The 22,391-nt window shown below is 60.4% G+C and carries 21 protein-coding genes; 7 read left to right on the top strand and 14 right to left on the bottom strand.

All coding sequences use genetic code 11. The annotated features are described in order from the left end of the window. Nucleotides 1–79 precede the first annotated feature (79 nt). The 8 genes from der to ACO6TG_RS26145 form a co-directional block, all read right to left on the bottom strand. Nucleotides 80–1,507: a ribosome biogenesis GTPase Der gene (der, locus tag ACO6TG_RS26180; RefSeq protein ID WP_422375888.1), complete on the bottom strand. Its 1,428-nt coding sequence runs from the start codon at nucleotides 1,505–1,507 to the stop codon at nucleotides 80–82. A gap of 46 nt (nucleotides 1,508–1,553) precedes the next feature. Then, entirely contained in the window at nucleotides 1,554–2,906 is a 1,353-nt protein-coding gene (locus ACO6TG_RS26175; RefSeq protein WP_422375887.1) for a PQQ-binding-like beta-propeller repeat protein, read from the bottom strand. Further along, entirely contained in the window at nucleotides 2,903–3,598 is a 696-nt protein-coding gene (locus tag ACO6TG_RS26170) for a tetratricopeptide repeat protein (protein ID WP_422375886.1), read from the bottom strand. The genes ACO6TG_RS26175 and ACO6TG_RS26170 overlap by 4 nt, the downstream gene beginning before the upstream one ends. 199 nt (nucleotides 3,599–3,797) lie before the next feature. Then, nucleotides 3,798–4,379 carry an NnrU family protein gene (locus ACO6TG_RS26165; RefSeq protein ID WP_422375885.1) on the bottom strand — a complete coding sequence of 194 codons (582 nt, stop codon included), beginning with the start codon at nucleotides 4,377–4,379 and terminating at the stop codon, nucleotides 3,798–3,800. Between the two features lie 96 nt (nucleotides 4,380–4,475). Beyond that, on the bottom strand, nucleotides 4,476–5,609 hold the full coding sequence (locus ACO6TG_RS26160) for a Gfo/Idh/MocA family protein (RefSeq protein WP_422375884.1): 1,134 nt from the start codon (nucleotides 5,607–5,609) through the stop codon (nucleotides 4,476–4,478). A 61-nt stretch (nucleotides 5,610–5,670) separates the two neighbouring features. Beyond that, entirely contained in the window at nucleotides 5,671–6,078 is a 408-nt protein-coding gene (locus ACO6TG_RS26155; RefSeq protein WP_422375883.1) for a Fur family transcriptional regulator, read from the bottom strand. Then, nucleotides 6,075–6,902, bottom strand: a complete 828-nt coding sequence (locus tag ACO6TG_RS26150) for a metal ABC transporter permease (RefSeq protein WP_422375882.1) — start codon at nucleotides 6,900–6,902, stop codon at nucleotides 6,075–6,077. Before ACO6TG_RS26150 ends, ACO6TG_RS26155 begins: the two co-directional genes overlap by 4 nt. After that, entirely contained in the window at nucleotides 6,892–7,743 is an 852-nt protein-coding gene (locus ACO6TG_RS26145) for an ATP-binding cassette domain-containing protein (RefSeq protein ID WP_422375881.1), read from the bottom strand. Before ACO6TG_RS26145 ends, ACO6TG_RS26150 begins: the two co-directional genes overlap by 11 nt. Nucleotides 7,744–7,898: 155 nt before the next feature. Here ACO6TG_RS26145 and ACO6TG_RS26140 point away from each other — a divergent pair, with 155 nt between their 5' ends. Both ACO6TG_RS26140 and pcaF read left to right on the top strand, forming a co-directional pair. Next, complete coding sequence (locus ACO6TG_RS26140) at nucleotides 7,899–9,302, top strand: mannose-1-phosphate guanylyltransferase/mannose-6-phosphate isomerase (RefSeq protein ID WP_422375880.1); 1,404 nt, start codon at nucleotides 7,899–7,901, stop codon at nucleotides 9,300–9,302. Between the two features lie 115 nt (nucleotides 9,303–9,417). Beyond that, nucleotides 9,418–10,623 carry a 3-oxoadipyl-CoA thiolase gene (pcaF, locus tag ACO6TG_RS26135; RefSeq protein WP_422375879.1) on the top strand — a complete coding sequence of 402 codons (1,206 nt, stop codon included), beginning with the start codon at nucleotides 9,418–9,420 and terminating at the stop codon, nucleotides 10,621–10,623. A gap of 80 nt (nucleotides 10,624–10,703) precedes the next feature. Here the strand turns inward: pcaF and ACO6TG_RS26130 are convergent, their stop codons facing one another. After that, nucleotides 10,704–11,123, bottom strand: a complete 420-nt coding sequence (locus tag ACO6TG_RS26130) for a hypothetical protein (RefSeq protein WP_422375878.1) — start codon at nucleotides 11,121–11,123, stop codon at nucleotides 10,704–10,706. Between the two features lie 330 nt (nucleotides 11,124–11,453). Here ACO6TG_RS26130 and ACO6TG_RS26125 point away from each other — a divergent pair, with 330 nt between their 5' ends. After that, nucleotides 11,454–11,582, top strand: a complete 129-nt coding sequence (locus tag ACO6TG_RS26125; RefSeq protein WP_422375877.1) for a hypothetical protein — start codon at nucleotides 11,454–11,456, stop codon at nucleotides 11,580–11,582. A gap of 40 nt (nucleotides 11,583–11,622) precedes the next feature. On the opposite strand, the gene ACO6TG_RS26120 is transcribed toward ACO6TG_RS26125, so the two are convergent. Then, nucleotides 11,623–11,991, bottom strand: a complete 369-nt coding sequence (locus ACO6TG_RS26120) for a hypothetical protein (protein WP_422375876.1) — start codon at nucleotides 11,989–11,991, stop codon at nucleotides 11,623–11,625. Nucleotides 11,992–12,288: 297 nt separating this feature from the next. On the opposite strand from ACO6TG_RS26120, the gene ACO6TG_RS26115 reads away from it, so the two are divergent. From ACO6TG_RS26115 to ACO6TG_RS26100, 4 genes are all read left to right on the top strand, one after another. Further along, nucleotides 12,289–12,837 (top strand): PadR family transcriptional regulator, encoded by a 549-nt coding sequence (locus tag ACO6TG_RS26115; RefSeq protein WP_422375875.1) that lies wholly within the window; start codon nucleotides 12,289–12,291, stop codon nucleotides 12,835–12,837. Nucleotides 12,838–12,869: 32 nt separating this feature from the next. Next, entirely contained in the window at nucleotides 12,870–13,973 is a 1,104-nt protein-coding gene (locus ACO6TG_RS26110) for an efflux RND transporter periplasmic adaptor subunit (RefSeq protein WP_422375874.1), read from the top strand. Beyond that, a complete protein-coding gene (locus ACO6TG_RS26105; protein WP_422375873.1) occupies nucleotides 13,970–17,932 on the top strand; it encodes an efflux RND transporter permease subunit in 3,963 nt (1,320 codons plus the stop codon). The genes ACO6TG_RS26110 and ACO6TG_RS26105 overlap by 4 nt, the downstream gene beginning before the upstream one ends. A 362-nt stretch (nucleotides 17,933–18,294) precedes the next feature. Then, nucleotides 18,295–19,245 (top strand): helix-turn-helix domain-containing GNAT family N-acetyltransferase, encoded by a 951-nt coding sequence (locus ACO6TG_RS26100; protein WP_422375872.1) that lies wholly within the window; start codon nucleotides 18,295–18,297, stop codon nucleotides 19,243–19,245. A gap of 9 nt (nucleotides 19,246–19,254) precedes the next feature. Here the strand turns inward: ACO6TG_RS26100 and ACO6TG_RS26095 are convergent, their stop codons facing one another. From ACO6TG_RS26095 to ACO6TG_RS26080, 4 genes are all read right to left on the bottom strand, one after another. After that, on the bottom strand, nucleotides 19,255–19,773 hold the full coding sequence (locus ACO6TG_RS26095) for a GNAT family N-acetyltransferase (protein ID WP_422378956.1): 519 nt from the start codon (nucleotides 19,771–19,773) through the stop codon (nucleotides 19,255–19,257). A gap of 133 nt (nucleotides 19,774–19,906) precedes the next feature. Further along, the gene (locus tag ACO6TG_RS26090) at nucleotides 19,907–20,656 is read right to left on the bottom strand and encodes an SDR family oxidoreductase (protein WP_422375871.1); all 750 of its coding nucleotides are present in this window, start codon (nucleotides 20,654–20,656) and stop codon (nucleotides 19,907–19,909) included. 91 nt (nucleotides 20,657–20,747) lie between these two features. Next, nucleotides 20,748–21,620: a CDP-alcohol phosphatidyltransferase family protein gene (locus tag ACO6TG_RS26085; protein WP_422375870.1), complete on the bottom strand. Its 873-nt coding sequence runs from the start codon at nucleotides 21,618–21,620 to the stop codon at nucleotides 20,748–20,750. A 7-nt stretch (nucleotides 21,621–21,627) separates the two neighbouring features. Continuing rightward, entirely contained in the window at nucleotides 21,628–22,332 is a 705-nt protein-coding gene (locus ACO6TG_RS26080; protein ID WP_094070250.1) for a phosphatidylserine decarboxylase, read from the bottom strand. Nucleotides 22,333–22,391: the final 59 nt, after the last annotated feature.

Genomic DNA, 22,391 nt, shown 5'->3' with positions numbered 1-22,391 from the left:
CTTCAATGCATTGTCACCGCGCCTGCCAGGCTTTCCACCGGCAGGCACGCTGGAAAAACCGGAACGCGGATGGTTCCGGCTACTGGATCTTTCGTTTTTTCCGGGGGGCGTAAGGATTGTCGCCCTTGCGGTAGGACAGCCGGATCGGCGTACCCTGAATGTTGAATTTTTCCCGCAACGAGTTGACGAGGTACCTCGTGTAACTCTCCGGCAGCTGCTCCGGCCGGGAACAGAAGGCCACGAAATGCGGCGGCCGTGTTTTCGGCTGCGTCATGTAGCGCAACCGCACGCGTCGACCGGCAACAGCGGGCGGCGGGTGGTTGACAGTGACGCGGTCGAGCCAGCGATTGAGCTTGGCTGTGGAGACGCGGGCGTTCCAGGCTTCATAAGCGTCGAACACGCTCTCAACCAGCCGGTCGATGCCCTGCCCCTGCAGGCCCGACAAGGTGGCAATACGAACGCCACGGATCTGGTTGAAGTACCGCTCATTGGCATCCCGGATCTTCTTCCAGGCCGCTTCACGGTCCTCGATCAGGTCCCACTTGTTGATGGCAATGACCAATGCACGGCCTTCACGGGCCACCAGGTCGATGATCTGGAGATCCTGCTTTTCGAAGGACATGGTGGCATCGAGCGTGATGACCACCACTTCAGCAAACTTGATGGCTCGCAAGGCGTCGGCGACGGAGAGCTTTTCCAGCTTCTCCTGCACCCGCGCCTTCTTGCGGATGCCGGCGGTGTCGAACAGCTTGATGTGACGGTCCCGCCAGGACCAGTCGACAGAAATGGAATCGCGCGTGATGCCCGCTTCCGGACCGGTCAGCATGCGGTCTTCGCCGAGCATGCGGTTGATCAGCGTGGATTTGCCCGCATTCGGCCGGCCGACAATGGCAACCCGCAAAGGCCGGTCGGAAGTCCCCACCGGATCCTCGTCATCCACGATTTCACCGTCCTCGTCGACATCGACATTGGTCACGGCTTCTTCGCGTCTGGCGTCTTCCTCTTCTGAAACGCGATCCACATGCGGCTTCAATGCGTCATAAAGATCGGCAAGGCCTTCGCCATGTTCTGCAGAAATCGCGATCGGCTCGCCAAGGCCGAGGGAATAGGATTCATAAAGACCACTTTCCCCTGCCCGGCCCTCTGCCTTGTTGGCAAGGAGGATGACCGGCCGCGTTGTCTTGCGTGCAACCTCAGCAAAATGGGCGTCGAGCGGCGTGATGCCGGCGCGCGCGTCAATCACAAAAAGAACGGCGTCCGCTGTTTCAATCGCCTCTTCCGTCTGGCGCCTCATGCGGCCTTCCAGAGAAGCCTTGTCCGCGTCTTCCAGACCGGCCGTGTCGATGATGGTGAAACGCAGATCCCCAAGACGGGCATCGCCCGGCCGCCGGTCGCGCGTCACACCAGGTGTGTCGTCAACCAGGGCCAGGCGTTTGCCGACCAGACGATTGAACAGCGTGGACTTGCCGACATTCGGCCGTCCGATGATGGCGACAGTTGCGCCCACAGCGATACTCCTGACAGGTGGGCCGAGAGCGGCCCATCCTCAAATTCTAATTGAAGGCAGCGACGCCGTCATTGCCGGTCAAAACGACAACCCGTCCACCGGCCACGATCGGCGTGACATACACATCCGTGTTGGTCCGTTGCGTCAGCATTGTGTTACCGGACGAGGCATCCACGATGGCGATCTGACCGTCACTTGAAAAGGCCACCAGAGACCCGTTGGCCAGGATCGGCCCGGCCCAGTTGCGGCGTTTCTTCTTTTTCTCCGGACGCGGCAGTGCCGTCGCCCAGAGCGTCTCGCCATTCTTCAGATCAAGTGCCACCATGCGGTCGTCGAGATCCACCATGAAAAGGGCGCTGCCGGAAACGACAGGCGTATGCACGCTGCCCAGATTCTGTTCCCAGCGCCGCTGGCCCGTGCGCGCGTCCACGGCTACGGTGCGGCCGGAGACACCGGTTGCATAGACCGTGATGCCGGCAACCACGGGACTGGCGGACACATCCGCAAGACCGGACAGAGCAAGGGTGCGGAAGCCGCGGGACACACCATCGATCCAGGCCGGCTCCCCGTCCTTGATGTTGATCGCCATGATCTCGCCAGACGAGAACGGGACAATCACGCGATTGCCCGAAATCGCCGGATTGGCTGCAGATAGCAGTCCAGCGGTTTCCTCGATCCCTGCATAGGTCCAGGCAATGGAACCGTCGGATTGATTGAGGGCATAGACTTCGTTGGACTGGGTCACGACAAAAACATGACCGTTCCCTGCGACTGGCGCGCCGCGTGCGGGCGTGTCGATGTCGACCTTCCAGATTTCCCGGCCGGAGCCAGCCTCGAGCGCAGCCACCTGACGATAGCTTGTCGCTGCATAGACCGTGCCGCCGGCGACCGTCACGCCGCCGCCCGGGCCAACATCGCGCTCGCCTTCAGGGCGAAGGTTCTGCGTCCACTGACGGCCACCGCCGGTGGACAGCGCCACCACTTCCCCATTCGGCTTGTAGACATAAATGCGGCTGCCATCACTGACCGGACGAGAAGACAGGCGCAACGCCGACGAGGTCAAACCACGGCCGGAAGAACCGACCTGCGCGCGCCAGGCCCGGTTGCCGGATACGGACACAGCCACGTTGCCGGGATCGTTGGTAAGACCGCCCCCCGCAGTGGTCCAGGTCTGTCCGCCTGTCGCATTGCCGATCTTGGCACTCTGGCCGGCAGCGACCGCTGCGGGATCGGCACCGTCGAACACCGGCTGGCGTTCGCCCGGCAGGATCTTCTCACGGCTGAACGGATTGACACTTCCGGCAAAATCACTCACCGAGCCACATCCCGTTAGAGCGATCGACAGGGCGAGGACGCCGAACACACCGCGGCTGCGGTGGGAGAAACTCACAAGACTCACTGATCGGTTCCTTCACGTTCCGCTTGACCTGCGGGCGCTGCATCACCATTGCTGGCACGGATGAGACCCGCGAGCACGGCAACGCGTCGACTGACATCTACCGGCGTCTCGGCATCCTCTTCCAAGGCGGCCAGCCACTCACGCGCGGCTTCAATATTGCCATTTTTCCAGGCGCTTAGAGCCAGAATTTCACGTGACGCTGCACGAAAGGGACTGTTGTCGGCGGACAAACGCTCAACCCGGTCGGCGACTGCATCATAAGCATCAAGATCGACGGCGAGATAAGCGGCTCTCAACGCTGCGACGTCGCGCACGGCCACATCAAGGCTCGTGTCGCGAGACAGGGTGTCAAACTCGGCCAGCGCTTCTTCCATCTTGCCGGCATTTGCGAGATCGGTTGCCTGACGCAGTTTCGCCAGAGCCGGATAGCCGCCAATTGACGATTCCAGTTCGCCATAAAGCGCCGCAGCTTCCTGGTACTGTTCCTGTTCCGACAGCTGCACAGCATCAAAAAACGTGTCTCCGGCTGCCTGAGACTGCTGCTCCTGCCAATAGAGCCAGCCGCGATACCCCCCGGTACCGACGACAATCAGGACTGCGACGGCAATAACCCAAGGACCAAAACGGTCCCAAAGCCGACGGTATTTTTCCTGGCGGATATCTTCATCGACTTCACGAAAAATGTCAGACATGCGTCTTCAGTTCCTGCATTCACTTAACTGGCGCGGCGCGAACGGCCATGCCTCGCCCCTTTTCGAGTGGCGCACATTATCCATTTGATCCGGCTCGGGCAATTCCCTGATCGGGCTTAAAACGGCCCTTCGTGGCGCAAGTGGGGCAATTCTCGGCAAATTGCCGATTTCCGCCACATATTTCCTCCGAAAAGCCGGTTTAACCGACCGGTACGCCGATTAGCCAGACGTGCAGTTTCCAGACAAAGGCCCCGTACAGCGCCAGCCCGATCAGAATCACGACCATGTCGGAATACTTGCCGGGATCACCTGCCGTAGCGGCAATCTGCCCGGCTCCATCGCCGCGGCGCTTCACGGAAATCCGGTCGACAACAGCCCAGAGAAGGAACCCGCCGAAGAGCAGCACCGAGGCGAGGTCTCCATTGGCGAGAAGATGCGAGAAAGCCCAGAGTTTCACCGCCACCAGCATGGGATGTTTCAGGGTCTTCTGGATCCGGCAGGGCACATAGGCAGCAGCCAGAAAGATAAACACAGGCACCATCAGCAACATGGTGACGTGCCGTAGCCAGAATGGCGGATCGTAGACAATCGGCGGACCGTCGAACCGCGCGACCCCATACCCATAGATCGTCAATCCGAGGCCGACTGCAGCGACGAGCGTGAAGATTCCCTTGTAACCGTTCTCGCCAAATCTGGTGATCAGACCGCTCCGAACCGAACGGAACATCGGCAGGAAATGAATTCCTAAGAACAGCACCAAACCGGCAATCAACAGCGCCATACCCACTCTCCCTCAATGCCTGCAGGCGGTGCCATCATCGCCCGCCGCACCCCGCAGGCGGAAGATAGGAGGCGGTGCGCGCCGGTGCAACCGCGTTCAACGCAGCAATAAAGCTGCTTCTTCAGCTCCCAGCGCATCCGGCCGCGTAGTCGGATGTTCTATGTCGACGAAACTCCCCGTTTCACCGGATTTGAGAATGGACACCATGACATCCACTGCGTGGAGCGCGCGGTCGAGCGAACAGCGGAATCCACCTCCGCTCAGCACCGATTGCGCCATGTCGGCCAGCCCGGCGGCACGATAGTTTGCGCGCTTCACACCGTTGTTCTCGATATTGGCGGTGCTGAACGGATGATCCGCGCCATTCAGGGTCCGGATGGTACCGGCCCGGTCCGCCAGGCGCACCTCACCGCCGAAAAAATTGGGATCCGGCACAAACAGCGACCCCTTTGTGCCGTAGAGCTCCATTGGTGCGTGGCCATGTGCCCACACGTCCCAACTTGCCGTCAACGTGACGGTCGCTTCGTTCTGGAATTCAAGAATGGCATGGATCGTGGTCGGAGTTTCCACGTCAATCCGTTCGCCCTTGCGCGCGCCCTGCCCGATTGTGCGGGATCTGAAAGGTGTGGAGGTCATCGCGGTGACGCGCTTCACTGGCCCGATCAGGTTGAGCAGACAGGCAATGTAGTAGGGCCCAAGATCGAGAATGGGCCCCCCACCCGGTTTGTAAAAGAAGTCGGGATTTGGATGCCAGGCTTCCATGCCATGGCTCATCACATGGCAGGTACCACCGAGAATATCGCCGATCAGCCCATCATCGACAGCCTGCCTGGCGGCCTGGTGCGCGCCGCCCAGAAAGGTGTCGGGTGCACAGCCCACCAGCTTCTTCTTCTTCTTGGCAAAATCACTCAGGGCTTGCCCGTCGCGCAGGGACAGGGCCAGGGGTTTTTCCGAATAGACGTGTTTTCCGTGAGCCAGAATTTCGTGGGAAACCATATAGTGGGCATCCGGCACGGTCAGATTGACGATCAGCTCGATGTCGTCCGCCAGGAGCAGGTCATGCACGGTTTCTGCGCGCAGACCATATTCGGAGGCACGCTCCTCCGCAGCTTTCCTGTTCAGGTCCGCACAGGCTCGAATGTCGAGGCCGGAAAACCTGGGGGCCAGTTCCAGGTAGGTCTTGGAGATTGTACCGCATCCAATAATGCCAATACCCAGCGCATCCGCCATGGACGTCTCCTCCTGCTCAACGCGCCTATCCCAATCCGGTTACTGCCTCGCAGCTCCCCACTCAGGCATTGGCTCTGCACCGACTGCACTTGCCCCGCAGCTCTATCGTGGTCCTGGTCAGCTGAAAGCCCTGTTCTTGCGTCCAGCCCTTCAGAAGCTCTATGGCCTTTTCAGGCGTGAACTCGCTCACCAGGCCGCAGGTATCGCAAATGGCGAAAGCCGCGGCGCCATGCCCTCCACAGCCTTTGTGGCTGCAGGCGACAAAGGCATTCAGGCTCTCCAGACGATGAACGAGCCCGTAGTCCACCAGCTTGTCCAGCGCACGGTAGACTTGCAATGGAGCACGAAATCCGCTGTCGCGCAAAAGATCGAGAATCGCATAGGCCGTCAGCGGACCGTCAGCCTCCGACAGAGACCCGAAGACCAAAGCCTGGTTTTTCGTCAATTCGGGATGAGCCTGAGCGTTCACGAACGGTCTCCTTTTGTCGCGTCTCCCATCCTTCTCACAAGTTGTACCCCGGGAACAAGACTGAGTATGAAGAGCGCTGTTGCGGCCACCACGATCGAAGGACCGGACGGTGTCCCGTAATAGAGAGAAGAATAGAGACCTCCGACCACAGACAGCGCTCCGACCAGAGCAGCGACGATCGCCATCTGTTCCGGCGATCCGGATACACGCCTGGCAGCGGCAGCGGGAATGATCAACAAGGCCGTGATCAACAGGGCGCCGATGATCTTCAGCGAAATGGCAATTACGATGGCCGTCAGCAAGATAAAGACCAGCTCCGAACGCTCCGGCCGCAGACCCTCGCTGGCGGCAAGCTCGGGGCTGACCGTCGCGGCAAAAAGGCGCCGCCAGATCAGAACCAGAAGCCCCAGCGCAAGCGCCCCGCCGCCATAGATCATGACGATGTCGAAGCGGGTCACAGCAAGAATATCACCAAACAGCAAACCGAGAAGATCGATGCGAACCCATGTCATGAAGGCAAGGCAGACAAGTCCGAGCGCGAGAGCCGCATGAGACAGGATGCCGAGAATGGCATCGGACGGCAGGGTTTCCCTCCGTCGCAGCATGAGCAACAGTGAGGCCAGAACAATCGAAACAGCACCGACTGCGAGCATGGTGTTGATCTGCAAAAGCAGAGACAACGCCACCCCCAGCAGCGCAGCGTGAGAGAGGGTGTCGCCGAAATAGGCCATGCGCCGCCAGACGATGAAACAGCCGAGCGGTCCGGCAACCAGTGCCACGCCGATCCCGGCAATGAGCGCCCTGGTGAAAAAGTCATCCAGCATCGCGCAGCCCGCCTTTCTCCACCCGCGCCTGTTGTTCCGGCGCAGCATGGGAGTCGTGATGTTCTCCGGAGCAGGACGAACAAATGGACCCATCCGCATGACGGACCTTCCCATCGGGAAGATGTACATGATCGTGATGATGTTCGTAGACCGCGAGCGCCGCGTTGCCACGTGCGCCGAACAAGGCGTGGTAGCTGTCATCCTGGCTCACATCGGACGGCGTTCCCCGGCAGCAGACATGCCCGTTCAGGCAGATCACCTGGTCAGCGGCGGCCATCACCACATGGAGATCGTGAGAGATCATCAAGATGCCGCAGCCGAGCGTGGTCCGGATCTCGCTGATCAGGTCATAGATCGCGATCTCGCCGGAATAGTCGACCCCCTGCACCGGCTCATCAAGAACGAGCAGGTCCGGATGCCGGGCAATCGCCCGGGCGAGCATCACCCGTTGCATCTCGCCTCCGGACAACGTACGCATCTCCGACCCCAGATGATGCTCCGCACCGGTTTGAGCCAGCGCGGCCCGGCAGGCGCTATCGCTGAGCGGATTTGTGAGGCGCATGAACCTGGACACCGTCAAGGGCAAAGTCCAGTCAATGGCCAGCTTTTGAGGCACGTAACCAACCTTGAGACCTCGCCTCTGCTCGGCCCGTCCCTCACTGGGCTGGAGAATTCCCAGGGCCATTTTCGCCGTGGTTGACTTGCCCGACCCGTTCGGTCCGATGAGCGTGACGATCTCACCGGCTGAAACAGTCAGGTCGACACCACGCACCAGCCACTTGCCGTTTTTCCGAATACCGGCTCGGTCGAGACGAACCAGACCAGACTCTTCTTTGGTCATTCCAATTGATGCCAGTTCAACTTAAATCACGCACTGGAAAAGCGCGTTACATTATTACACGTTTATCCGTCACGTGCTCAGCTTGCAACTGTCGTCGCGGTGATTCACACTGACCAGGCTACAACAAGGCGGATTCGGCGGAGCCTTTAACAAACATGATTTTTCCATGCATTTTGTCCGGTGGCGTCGGCTCGCGTCTGTGGCCGCTGTCACGCACCGACCGGCCCAAACAATTTCTCCCCCTCTTTGGTGGGGAAAGCCTGTTTCAAAAAACGTGCCGCCGGATCGACCGGCCGGAATTTGCCGCTCCGATCGTGATCGGCAGCAACGGCCACAGGTTCCTGATCGGTGAACAGCTTTCCGAGCTCGGAAAAGACGCACAGCTGATACTGCTCGAACCGGTCGGCCGCAACACCGCCCCGCCTGCCCTCATGGCCGCAATGATTGCAGCTGAAGAGGACCCGGATGCGCTTGTCCTTCTGCTGCCCTCCGATCATCTGGTAGGAAAGGAAGAGGTGTTTCTGGCGGCGGTCAACGAGGCGGTGCCGTCAGCGCAGCGCGGCCAGATCGTGACGTTCGGCATTCAACCAACCGAACCCAACACCGGCTACGGCTATATCCGGGTCACCCCCGGCAGCGAACCGGTGCGCCCGGTCGAAGCCTTCGTCGAGAAACCGGACGCGGACCGGGCCGAAGCATTTCTGAAAGACGGCAGTTATGTCTGGAACGCCGGTATCTTTCTATTCTCGGCAAAGACCATGATCGAGGCGTTCAAGGAACTCCAGCCTTCGCTCTACAGCGATATTGTTGCCGTGATGGCGACCCGGCATGGCGATCTGGACTTCACGCGGCTGGATGAAGAGGCTTTTGCGGGCCTCGACAACATTTCCATCGACTATGCGATCATGGAAAAGGCGGACAATGTTTCCTGTGCCCCCGTGTCACCGGATTGGGACGATCTCGGTTCCTGGTCGGCCATCTGGACCGTTCTTGAAAAGGATGCTGAGGGCAACAGCGCCCTGGGCGACGCCCGGTTTCTGAACAGCTCCGATTGCCTCGCCTATGTGGATCGGGGCCTGGTATCGGTGATCGGGCTGAAGGATGTCATGGTGATCGCAACCACGGACAGCGTTCTGGTCGCCCACAAGGACAGTGCCCAGGATGTGAAGACGGTGGTCGAGCAACTGAAGGCAGAGGGGCGGGACGAGGTTGACCACCATCCGCGTGTCTACAAGCCCTGGGGTTACACCGAACGGATCAACTCCGGCGACCGGTTCGCCGTGCAATCCATGATGATCAAGCCCGGCAAGCGACTCAGCCTGCAAAGCCATCTGCACCGCGCAGAGCACTGGGTCGTTGTGTCCGGTACGGTCGAGATCACGATCAATGGAAAGACGTCGCTGCTGACGGAGAACCAGTCGGCCTATGTGCCGCTTGGTGCCCAACACACATTGCACAATCCGGGCAAGATCCCGGTGCGCATGATCGAAATCCAGTCAGGCACGTATCTCGCCGAAGACGACATTCTCCGCCACACAGATCCGTCACAAAAAACCTAGAAAAGAACTACTTCTTGTGACGCGTCCTTGCCTTACCCCGTGAAATCCGGCAAGACTTGCCGGCCAACCGGCACGTTCTCAAGGACCGGTCGAACCCAGGGGTGAGGAAAGAGCCATGCATCACGTTTACATCTGCGATTTTATCCGCACCCCGATCGGACGCTATGGCGGCAAACTCTCCTCCGTGCGGACGGACGATCTTGGCGCCATTCCCGTGGCCGCACTGATGGAACGCAACCCGGATACCGACTGGGCACTGGTCGACGACGTCTTTTTCGGCTGCGCAAACCAGGCGGGTGAAGACAATCGAAACGTGGCCCGCATGTCCTCGCTGCTCGCCGGGCTGCCTGAAACGGTACCTGGACTGACACTGAACCGGTTGTGCGGATCGGGCATGGATGCCGTCATGACTGCGGCCCGGGCCATCAAGAGCGGCGAGATCGACCTGGCCATCGCAGGCGGTGTGGAGAGCATGTCCCGCGCTCCGTTTGTCATGCCGAAGGCAGAGACCGGTTTCTCCCGCAACGCTGAGATTTACGACACGACCATTGGCTGGCGCTTCGTAAACCCGCTCCTGAAGAATCAATACGGCATCGATTCCATGCCGGAAACGGCGGAAAACGTTGCGGAAGACTTCTCCATTTCGCGCGTGGACCAGGATGCCTTTGCCCTGCGCAGCCAGCAACGCGCGGCCAGGGCCCAGGAAAACGGCCGGCTGGCCGAAGAAATCGTGCCGGTGATGATCCCGCAGCGCAAGGGCGACCCGGTGCTCGTGGACAAGGACGAGCACCCGCGGGCCAGCACCACGCTGGATCAGCTTGCCGGCCTTAAGACCCCGTTCAGGGAGAACGGCTCGGTCACGGCAGGCAACGCATCCGGTGTCAATGATGGCGCAGCCGCTTTGCTGATTGCCTCTGAAGCCGCCGTTCAAAAACACAATCTGACACCGCTCGCGCGTATCGTCGGCGGCGCAACGGCCGGCGTTCCGCCACGGATCATGGGCATCGGCCCTGCCCCCGCCACACGGAAACTTTGCGCGCAGTATGGCCTGTCACCGTCGGAATTCGACGTCATCGAGCTCAACGAGGCATTCGCCGCTCAGGCCGTCGCCGTCATGCGCGATCTCGGCCTTCCCGAAGACGCAGATTTCGTCAATCCCAATGGCGGAGCCATTGCGCTCGGCCACCCGCTTGGCATGTCAGGTGCAAGGATCACGGGATCGGCTGCGCTGGAGCTGAAAAAACGCGGCGGCAAACTGGCGCTTGCCTCCATGTGCATTGGTGTCGGTCAGGGCATCGCAATCGCGCTGGCGTCCGTCTAGAGCATTTTTCGGCAAAGTTTGCCGGCGCGTCTTCGCCGAGCGCCGGTCAGGCTGCCCCTTGACGTCAGATTTGCGGGACCTCAGATCTCCGGCCGTTCATTCAGCGGACGGTTTTCCCGGAGGGCCTCATAGTGTCCAGATGTCAGGGCGGCCTTCCTGGCTACCCCAAGCGATCCGCCGCCAGCCGCTTCGGCGTGCCGACGACGATCGAGGTCCCGGTTCACTTCGTCCAGCTTTTCGGCCAATCGCTCAAACAGCATGGTTGGCATGCGCATGGTCGCCACAAACAGCGATACAGCTTCGTCGGACGCCTCCTGCCAGTTCAGCTGGCTGACTTCGCGGTAAGCCCCGTCGGCGAGTTGCTGCAATTCAACCGCATCTTCAACCAATGGACGCATCAGCTCCACGGTTCTGTCCGGATTGCTGGCCACCCAGCTCCCTGCCAGGACGGAAAGCACCGCAAAAACATAGACATGAAAGTTTCGAAAAAAATACCTCATTACAACCCCAGGCATTGGTTAACAAATGCTTAACCTATCTTTGGTCGTACAGGACACGAACGGTGCCCGCAACAGGAATGAGGGAAATCAAACGTAATTTTCGGGAAGTTGGTTAACGGCTCAACAGCGCAGAATTCTGCCGTCGGGGAAGGTTTTTTTCCGACGATTGCAGAACGTCTTGCCCTGCCTTTTCAGCTTACCAATTGTCAGAAATGCCGGTCCGTAAAATTTTACAGGACGTATTACCGGGCCCTTAGAGCCTATGAGTGTATAAGCCCCTCAGTTTGAATGAACCTGGATTTGGCCGATATGCTCAAAAGGACTGAAGAGATGAAGCTCTCGTCCGTCGGATTGCTGCTGCTGCTCACAGCGGCGGCCATGATCCTTTTCGCGGATCTTGGCCCCATGGCGGACAAGCACGCCAAGGCTGGCCTGCCCTCCGTACACAATGTGAAGTGAACTTGACGGCCCTGGCGCAATTACTGCTCCGGGCCACCCCTTACCTGGATGGGTTTCGCTTTGCCCGAGCTGTCACGGGGACCGGCGTCAGATGTCCACCCAGACGGATCATTTTGCCTCCGCCCGGCCCGTCACCACTGCGGCCCTTGTCACCCAGAAGCATGATCGCGGAGCCGATGACAACGGATCCAAGTGTAATGACCAGCCCGAACGCCAGCATCACCACAGGCAGGACGGGGTCCTCCGCTGTCAGAACAAGGACCCGGAGATTGCCGATGTTGGCGGCAAATATGCCTCCAAGCACCAGCGCAGCAATTGCTGTCCCGGCCAGACCATTGATCAACAGCAAGCGGAACAACGGGTCGCTAGGCAGCGCGACACGGGGAAAGGTCTTGTTACGGTCTCTCACGCAGACCTCCTGATTGGTCATCCGGCTTTGAAACTCAAGCGTATGCGTAACTGGAGCTTGAGGGCAACTTGTCAAATCAGCGAAGGTGACCAAGCAGCTGGCCGACTCAGAATTTGTTCATCATTTGAAAAAAATTGTGCGGCGCACTCTTGATCATATCGGACTGTATATATATTTGTTCGATATATCGTTCCATCATATGTCACTTCTGACAATGCCTCAAAAGGCAGCTGCGCGCACCGCAGACCGCAACAGAAGTGTCAGCCGGGGAGACGTTCCCGGCATCGGAGACGCCAGATGAGTGTGAGAAGCCTCTGCCTTGCCATCCTGTCTTTCGGGGATGCCACCGGATATGAAATCCGGAAGGAATCCACCGAGGGTCGCTTCAGCTATTTTGACGATGCCAGCTTCGGCTCGATCTATCCTGCGCTTGCGCGCCTGGAAGCCGAAGGTATGGTGACCGTGCGCGAGGAGCCCCAGGCCGGCAAGCCGGCCCGCAAGGTCTATTCGATCACCGAGGCCGGCCGCACCGAATTCATCCAGTCCCTGTGCGAACCGCAGGCGCCGGACACGTTCAAATCCCCGTTTCTTCTGATCGCGCTCAATGCGGCGCAGCTGCCCCCGGAGGTCATTCGCAGGGCTCTGGAACGGCGCAAGGCGCAGGTCCTTGATGAACTGCGCCTGCTGACCGAGACCGAAGAAGAATGCAGCCACCCTGGATCGGCCTGGACCCGGGAATACGGCATTACCTGCATGAAATGCACCCTCGCCTATCTGGAAGAGCAAGGCGAAGCCCTGATCAAAATTGCCGAAGATGCGACCCGCCCTGCGGCGGCCGCTGAGTAGGCCAGACGTTTGTTTTTTGGAGTAACGACACAATGCGCGTGAATTTTTCCTACATCCTGGCGGCCTGCGTGACCGTGGGCATCGGGCTCTGGATGGCCAACGGCAAAACGGTCATCGGTGGTGTCGGCGACGGCGAGAATGCCGTGCCAGCCGTTGCCGACCGGGTCGCAGAGGAAGACAAGGGCACATTTCGCGTCAAGGTGAAACGTCTTGTCGCCGAGGATCGCCAGGCCATGCTGGAAGTGCGCGGCCGGACGGAAGCCGAAGCCAAGGTCGCCGTGCGCTCCGAAACCACGGACGATGTGGTCAAACGCCCGGCGCGCGAAGGGGCAAGGGTCTCTGCGGGCGACATCCTGTGTGAGCTCGACAAGGGCACACGCGAGGCCCGGGTCCTTGAGGCCAAGGCCGGTCTTGCCCAGGCCGAACTCGACCATTCCGCAGCGACACAGCTGGCCAACAAGGGCTTTACGGCCCAGACCCGTGCTGCCGCCACCCAGGCCCAGCTCGACGCGGCCACGGCCCGCGTGAAGGAAGCGGAACTGGAGCTGGCCCGGACCATCATCCGGTCTCCGATCGACGGCGTCATTGAGAGCCCGATGGCCGAGGTTGGCGCACAGCTCAACAGCGGCGGCATCTGCGCCACCGTGGTCAATTCCGATCCGATGATCGCCATCGGACAGGTGTCCGAGCTCAATGTCGGTCAGATTTCCCGTGATATGCCGGCCGAAGTCGATCTGGTGACCGGCGAGACGCTCAAGGGCACGGTGCGTTACATTTCCCCGTCGGCCGATCCGGACACCCGGACCTTCCGCGTCGAGGTCGAACTGCCCAACCCGGATGGCAAGGCCCGCGACGGAGTGACCGCCGTGACCCGTCTGCCGCTGCCGGTCGAAAAGGCGCACAAGATCACACCTGCCATCCTGACCCTGAATGATGAAGGCCAGGTCGGTGTGCGTGCCGTCGATGCCGACAGCAAAAGCGTTTTTTACCCTGTGAAGGTTCTCGGCGGCGAGAATGACGGCCTGTGGGTCGGAGGTCTGCCGGAAACCGTCTCCGTGATTGTCGTCGGACAGGAATATGTCGGCGACGGTGAAATTGTCGAACCTGTTTTTGAGACCGCAGAGGTCACCCAATGATTGACATGCTCGAAGGCGTCCTCAGACGTCCCAAGACGGTTTTCGTGCTGATGCTGGCCCTGCTTGTGGCCGGTGTGTTCAGCTATATCAGCATTCCCAAGGAAGACAGCCCGGACATCGATGTCCCGGTCTTCTACGTGTCCATCGCGCAGCAGGGCATTTCTCCCGAGGACGCCGAGCGTCTGCTGATCCGGCCGATGGAAACAGAACTCCGAGGCCTGGACGGGCTGAAGGAAATCACGGCGATCGCCTCCGAAGGCCATGCGGGTATCGTGCTGGAATTCGACATCTCCTTCGACAAGGACGAGGCGATGGCGGATGTGCGCGACAAGGTCGACACCGCCAAGGGCGAGCTGCCGGCCGATGCCGAGGAACCGACCATCTCGGAAACCAACTTCGCGCTGGTTCCGACCATCACGATCGCGCTCTCCGGTAATGTGCCGGAGCGTACGCTCTATCAGCATGCGCGCCGCCTGAAGGACCAGGTCGAGGCGATCGATACTGTGCGTTCTGCTGACCTCAAGGGGCACCGGGAGGAAATTCTCGAGGTCCTGATCGACTCGCAGAAGCTGGAATCCTACGAGATCACCCAGCAGGAACTGCTGTCGTCGCTGTCCAACAACAACCAGCTCGTGCCCGCCGGCTTCATCGATGGCGGCCAGGGCCGGTTCAACGTCAAGGTGCCGGGTCTCATCGAGACGGCACTTGATGTCTATTCTCTGCCGATCAAGCAGTCGGGCGAAGGCGTTGTTACCCTGAGCGACGTTGCCGAGATCCGGCGTACCTTCAAGGACGCCAACGCCTATACGCGCGTCAACGGCCAGCCGGCGATAGCCCTGGACGTGACCAAGCGCATTGGCACCAACATCATCGAGAACAACCTGGCGATCCGCGCCGTGGTCGACGAGGCCACCAAGGACTGGCCGGAGACGATCAAGGTCGACTACATGATCGACATGTCGTCGAACATCTTCGAGGTTCTGGGCTCGCTCCAGTCCTCGATCATGACGGCGATCTTCCTGGTGATGATCCTGGTGCTGGCCGCGCTCGGACTGCGGTCCGCGCTGCTTGTGGGTCTGGCGATCCCGACCTCCTTCATGGTCGGCTTCCTGATCCTTTCCGGCCTTGGCTATACCGTGAACATCATGGTGATGTTCGGCCTGGTGCTGACCGTCGGCATGCTCGTCGACGGCGCCATCGTCATGGTCGAATATGCAGACCGCAAGGTGTCGGAAGGCATGGAGGACCGCGAAGCCTATATTCGCGCGGCGCGGCTGATGTTCTGGCCGATCGTTTCCTCAACAGCGACGACGCTGGTGGCCTTCCTGCCGATGCTGCTGTGGCCGGGCGTTGCCGGCGAGTTCATGAGCTACCTGCCGATCATGGTGATTATCGTCCTGACGGCCGCGCTCCTGACCGCGATGGTATTCCTGCCGGTGACCGGCGGCATCTTTGCAATGGTGACGCATTTCGTTGCCCGGAATGCAGCCGGCGTGATTGCGGTTGTGTTCGGCCTCGTTGCCGCCGTGGTGAACGTTCTCTTCTGGCTCTCCGGGATCGATCCGGAAGCCACCTTCTTTGAGAACATCGGCACCTATTTGCTGGCCGCGCTGACCGCGCTGGTCGTTTTCGCTGCTGTCGCGATTGCCGCGTATTTTGCAGTGCGCCCGTTTGTGCGGTGGGCCCGGAAACGCGCTGCCAACAGGGTTGAGAAAGAAAGTCAGAAGCCTCAAAAAGTCTATCGGCCTGTGACGTTCACCTCTCTGGCATTTGAGATGGTCGCAGTCGGGTTTGCGCTCTATTTCGCCTATTTCCTGGCGACCAGCCGGCCTGCTGTCCTCACAGAAAGCGTCGAGGCGGTCCTGACTTCGCTGTCAGGGTTGGCGCAGCCGTTGGCCGTGCTTGCCAATCCGATCGCAGTCGACTCCGTCTTCTATGTGGTGGTGGTGCTGCTGACCCTTGCCGCAATCTGGGCCGCATACAAGGTCCTGTCTCCGCTGGTCCGCCTGTTTGAAACAGGTTTTGACCGGTTCCGTACCTTCCTTGGCTTCGGGTCCCGGACCATTGACGCACAAAACAGCGACTCAGACAGGCCTCAGTTCGACGCAAGCACCGTCAGGGGCTTCACCGGCCTTTACGTGCGCCACCTGAAACTGCTTGCAGGCAATCCGGTCGGCAACATCCTGACGCTTGTGCTCGTTCTTGGAACGTGCTTCGCGATCCTCGGCTCCTTCGCCTCCAACCCGACCGGGGTCGAGTTCTTCGTCGACGAGGAACCCGATCAGGCCGTGGTGCTGATCTCCGCGCGCGGCAACATGTCCGCGTCCGAATCGCTGGACCTGGTGAAGAAGGTCGAGGTCGAAGTGCTGCAGACCGCCGGTATCCAGAACGTCATCACCTCCGCCTTCCCGCCGGGTGGCGGCAGTGGCCCCGATTTCATTGGCGGTGTCCAGGACAAGCCGGATGACGTTGTGGGCGAGATGACGCTGGAACTGGCAAAATACTGCTGCCGCCGTCAGGCCAAGGAGATCTTTGCCGAGATCCACGAACGCACGGCGATGATCCCGGGCATCAAGGTGGAAACCCGCAAGATCGAGGGTGGTCCGCCAACCGGCAAGGACATCCAGCTGGAAGTCAAGTCGACCGACTATGACACGATGGTGGAACAGGTTGCCCGCATCCGCGCGCATCTGGACCAGATGGAGCACCTCCAGAACCAGGAAGATGGCCGTCCCCTGCCCGGTATCGAGTGGCAGATCACCATCGACCGCGAACAGGCGGGCCGGTATCAGGCGGGCATCGGTTCCGTCGGCAACATGGTCCAGCTGGTCACCAACGGGGTCCTGATCGGCAAATACCGTCCGACCGACAGTGAGGACGAAGTCGATATCCGCGTTCGCCTCCCGGCCGACGAGCGCACGCTCGACCGGTTCGACCAGCTGCGCCTGCAGACGGATCTCGGCCTGGTGCCGATTGCCAACTTCATTGACCGGGCCCCGGAGCAGAAGGTTTCCTCGATCGTGCGCCGTGATGGCCTCTACTCGATGATGCTGAAAGCCGGCGTCGACAAGGAAGCGGTCGATGAGAAGGGCAATCCGGTCACCGTCGATGCGAAGGTCAACGAGCTCAGCGCATGGCTGGACACGCAGACCTTCCCGGACAACGTATTCCTGCAGTTCCGTGGTGCGGATGAGGATCAGAAGGAATCGGGTGAATTCCTGATGCGTGCGATGATGGCATCGCTTTTCCTGATGTTCCTGATCCTGCTGACCCAGTTCAACTCGTTCTACCAGACCTTCCTGACCCTTTCGACGGTGGTCCTGTCGGTGATGGGTGTTCTGCTGGGCATGATGCTGACGGGACAGAAGTTCTCGATCATCATGACAGGCACGGGCGTGGTGGCGCTGGCGGGGATCGTGGTGAACAACGCGATTGTTCTCATCGACACCTATAACCGGTTCCGGCATGACGGCTTCGAGCCGCTGGATGCGATCCTGAAGACCTCGGGTCAGCGTATCCGGCCGATCCTGCTCACCACGGTGACCACGATCGTTGGTCTGATTCCAATGGCAACCGCGATGAACCTGGACTTCTTTACCCAGACCATCGCTGTCGGTGGCATCACCGCGATCTGGTGGATCCAGCTGTCCACCGCCGTGATTTCGGGTCTCGCCTTCTCCACGATCCTGACCCTGGTGATGATCCCGGTGATGATCGCTCTGCCCAGCACCTGGATGGGATTGTTCAGGGCAATCTGGCGGTCGGCGACCACACGCAAAGAGCCTGTCGGTCCGGCGCTTCCGGGCGTGGAAGAAGAATTGCCGGCTCTCGGCCAGGATGTGGAATGGACGGATCCGGAACAGGAAAAGCTGCGCCCGGCCGCCAAGGTCGTGTCGATGCCGAAACCGGCCCAGCCCAAACTTCCCCCGCAGGAGGACTTGCCGCACGCTGCGGAATGAGTTTCCAGTCCTCCAACAAGAGGCCGCCGTTTTCGGCGGCCTTTTTGTTTGTGTAAGGCGTTTGAGACCTTGCCGTTTTGACAAGGGCGTCCATCCACCACGGCGTCGGCCCTGCCTTAATCCGGGACCCGATCCGCGTCGCGACATGGCAAGAAAGCAGATTGGCGTGGTGACGCGCCGCCTCGTCCTGCCCCTTGCCACCGGTTGAGCAACAACAGACCCCGATCTGCACTTCGCTTGTCGAGTATGACTGCCAAACTTGGGCTGCGGCTTTGCCATACAAACATTTTAATAAGTGGTGCCCTTGCCTCTCTCGGTTCAAAACCATATAGTTGCTTTATACAACTAACTGGACTTCACACATGACCACTCCCTCCCCCGCCCTTGTTCACGACATCCGCGCTGCGTCCCGGCAAATGGTTCGCGAATTCGGTTTTCTCGACAAGGGCGTTGCCGGCACGGATCTTTCCGGATCCGGTGTCCATGCCGTTCTTGAAATCGGACTTCATCCCGGTATCACCGCCAAGGAGCTCAGCGCCAGGCTGAAACTGGAAAAATCGACCATCAGCCGCTTGCTCAAAGCGCTCGAGGCGCGGGGCGACATTGTTCAGGCCCGCTCGGAAAGTGACGGTCGCAGTTTTGAATTGCACCTGACAGATGATGGTCGGAAGACCTTTGCCCGTATCGATCGGTTCGGCAACGATCAGGCCCTTCAGGCCCTGTCGCGGATCGAAGGCGCACGGGCGGACGTGATTGCACAGTCCATGACGGCTTATGCGGAGGCGCTGGCCGGCGAGACTGTTTCCGGTCAGAAAACTTTGCCGGAGTTTGAGATTGTCGAGGGTTACCAGACCGGCATGATTGGCGACATCGCCGCCATGCATGGCCGCACCCACGGTCCGATCGTCGGTATGGGGCCAACCTTTGAAAGTGTGGTTGCGAAGGCCATGGCCGAGTTCATGCCGCGGATCGACGCCCCGGTGAACAACAGCTGGAGTGTCGTCGACAAGGACGAGGTGATCGGTTCGATCAGCATCGACGGCGAAGACCTTGAGGGCAATATCGCCCATCTGCGCTGGTTCATCCTCTCCGAACGCCTGCGCGGCAAGGGGCTCGGAAAGATGCTGCTGTCAAAGGCGCTGGAGCATTGCGACCGGCACGGCTTCGACGAGATCCACTTGTGGACCCTCAAGGGGCTGGAGGCCGCGCGGGCACTCTATGAGAAAACCGGCTTCGAATTGGCCGACGAATATGTCGGCGATCAATGGGGCAAGGCGGTGACCGAGCAGATGTTCATCCGCAAGCGGCCCTAGGGTCAGGACCTATTCGGACCAGAGCGTCCTGTTGCGCCACGGCGCCGGCACCATGAGCGTGCCGGCATCGGGCGCAGTGCCTGCGCTTAAGTCCAGTGACTGCCAGGCTTCGGCCCATGCCGCGGGCAGTGCATAAGGCGGTGCGATGCGGCTGCCCGGTTGAAATCCGAAACGGCCATAGTAATTCGGATCGCCGAGCACCAGGACCTTGTCAGCCTGCCAGTCCACCAGCCGCTTCAATCCTTCCCGGACAAGACGGCTGCCGATGCCCTGTTTCTGCAAGTCCGGCGCTGCGCAGAGCGGACCCAGGAGCGCTGCGACATGCCCGCCCGGTTCAACCGAACAGCGCGTGTAGAGGATATGCCCGACCAGCCGATCCTCAAGCGCGGCCCCCAGCGAGAGCACCCCGTCTCCTTCTTGCAGAAGGCTCCGCACCAGCGGCAGAAGATCTTCTTCAGGAAAGGCAGCCTTGTAGAGATTTTCCAGACCCGGAAGATCCTGCAACGTGCCAAGGCGCAATTCTGTCATGTCGCTCACCGGTCTACCTCTTCAGGGTCCTGCCACTCATCACCGCACCTGCTTCTATTGCCGGTTCAAGCCGGTCTGGCAAACAGTTTCCTGCAAAGGCCGGGGCACTGCGACCAGCGCAGTGCCCTCGCACTCAGGCCTTGGTGATCGAGTTGCCGCCGTCACACAGCATTGCCGAACCGGTCACGAAAGAGCCGGCATCGGAAAGAAGGAACTGCGCCGCACGTGCGACCTCCTCCGGTTCCGCCATGCGCTTCAGCGCGTGAAGGCCGGCAACATAGTCGTGGAAAGCCGGGTCCTCACCCGCCATCTCCGTTTTGGTACCCCCTGGAAGCAGCGCGTTCACCCGGATCCCTTCAGCTCCATGTTCGACAGCAAGAACCTGGGTCAAGCCGATCAATCCGGCCTTGGCCGCCGCGTAGGCCGCCATGCCCGGCAGTCCGATGGTGTGCCCGACAAAGGACGACGTGAAAACGATGGCCCCGCCACCCCGCGCCCGCAACGCCGGTATCTGGTGCTTGGCAGCCAGGAAGGCGGCGTTGAGATTTGTGGCCATCACCTGGTTCCAGGATTCCAGGCTCATCTCCGGCACCGGCCCCATGTCGCCAAGTGTGCCGGCGTTGTTGAAGGCTCCATCAAGGCCGCCGAAGATCTCCAGCGCCGTCTTGACCGACGCTTCGGAAAACTGCGGATCGGCGACATCCCCCACATGAATTGCGATCCGGTCGGCAGCCTCGGGAAGCGAGGCTTTGACCTCCTCCAGCCGGTCTGCACGACGGGCTGCAAGCACGAGATTGGCGCCAGCCCCGGCAAGAAGACGGGCGGTGGCGGCACCGATACCGCTGCTCGCGCCCGTGATCAAAATGGTCTTTCCGTGAAACATGACTAAAGCTCCTCTGAACAACGAGGCGCTTTAAGTGTCCCACATTTGCAAAGCTTGAAACCCGGTTTGCGAGCGCAGGCCGGAAACAGTCTCAGCCGCCGTGATCCTTGTCCCGGTCGGCCAGATCATCGAGATCGGTGTCGCATTCGTCGCCATCATCGTCGAGTGCCATGTCCGCCTCTGCCTGAACCAGCTTGCGATGGGCCCGCCAGGAGAAGGGAATCGACAACAGATAGAGGACGGCACCACCGGCCAGCATCCGGAACGGGTAACTCACGGTGAGCGCAACAATGAGGACCGCAAAGACGAAAAGCGGCAGCACATAGTCGCGCCGGACACGCGTCCCCAGCGTCTTGCCCGAATAGGTCGGCAGACGGCTGATCAACAGGAAGGCGATGCCGATCGTATAGGCGGCGACAAAGGCATCATCGGCAAACCAGTGCGGAAACAGGCCGAGGAAATCCAGATAGAGCGGCAGCAGCACCGTCAGGGCGCCCGCCGGCGCCGGAACGCCGGTGAAGAACCGGGATGCCCATGCCGGCTTGTTGGGATCATCCAGCGCCACGTTGAAACGCGCCAGCCTCAGGGCCGCGGAAATGGCGAAGATCAAGGCTGCAATCCAGCCGAGATTTCCCGCCTCTTTCAGGATCCAGAGATAGAGCATCAGCGCTGGCGTGACGCCGAAATTGACAAAATCCGACAGGGAGTCGAGCTCCGCACCAAAGCGGGACGTGCCCTTCATCATGCGTGCAACCCGGCCATCCAGGCCGTCCAGCACCGCCGCGACAAGAACCGCTCCGACCGCAAATTCCCATCGTCCCTCAAACGCCATGCGAACAGCGGTGAGACCGGAACACAGCGCCAGCAGCGTCACCATGTTCGGGATGATCAGGCGCAAAGGAACCCGGCGAAAGCGCGGGGTCTGGCCCGGGCGGTCTGTGCTCTTGTCGGATGTATCGTCCACTGTGCCCTCAGCTCACACGGGTCAATTGCTGTGCCGGAGCCTGCGGCTGCGACAGATCGGCAAGCACGGTTTCGCCCGCAATCATCGTCTGGCCAAGGGCCACCTTGGGCTGGGTATCGGCCGGAAAATAGACGTCAAGCCGTGAGCCGAAACGGATCAGGCCAAAGCGTTCGCCTGCGGCAAGCTCTTCGCCCTCGCGTGAGAAACACACGATCCGCCGCGCCACGAGACCTGCGATCTGGACCACGCCAATCCGGGTGTCGCCCGCCTCTATCACCAGGCCATTGCGCTCGTTCTGTTCGCTGGCCTTGTCGAGTTCGGCATTCAGGAACGCCCCTGCCCGATAGGCCACACGAAGGACCTTGCCACCGATCGGGGCCCGGTTCACATGGCAGTTGAACACGTTCATGAAAACGGACACACGCATCAACGGTTCAGTGCCGAGTTCCAGTTCCGCCGGAGGCCGAGCCAGGCCGACAAGGCTGACCACACCGTCCGCCGGAGATACGACGAGGCCGTCTGCCACAGGTGTCACCCGTTTGGGGTCACGAAAGAAATAACAGACCCAGCCGGTCAGGATTAGCCCGATCCAGAACAGCGGGCTGATGAAATATCCGATCACCAGGGTTGCCACCAAAGCAATCGCCACGAAGGGCCAGCCTTCACGATGGATCGGCACCACGGCCTTGGTGATGGAATCGACTATCGACATCTTTGTTTCCGTTGTCAGAACGGGTGCGTTACGGATCCCGGTTCGCGAGACCTGCAGGG

This window comes from Roseibium sp. (assembly GCF_965233565.1).
Lineage (GTDB): Bacteria > Pseudomonadota > Alphaproteobacteria > Rhizobiales > Stappiaceae > Roseibium.
The sequence above is the reverse complement of the archived record's forward strand: the minus strand, read 5'-3'. Positions and strand labels throughout refer to the sequence as shown.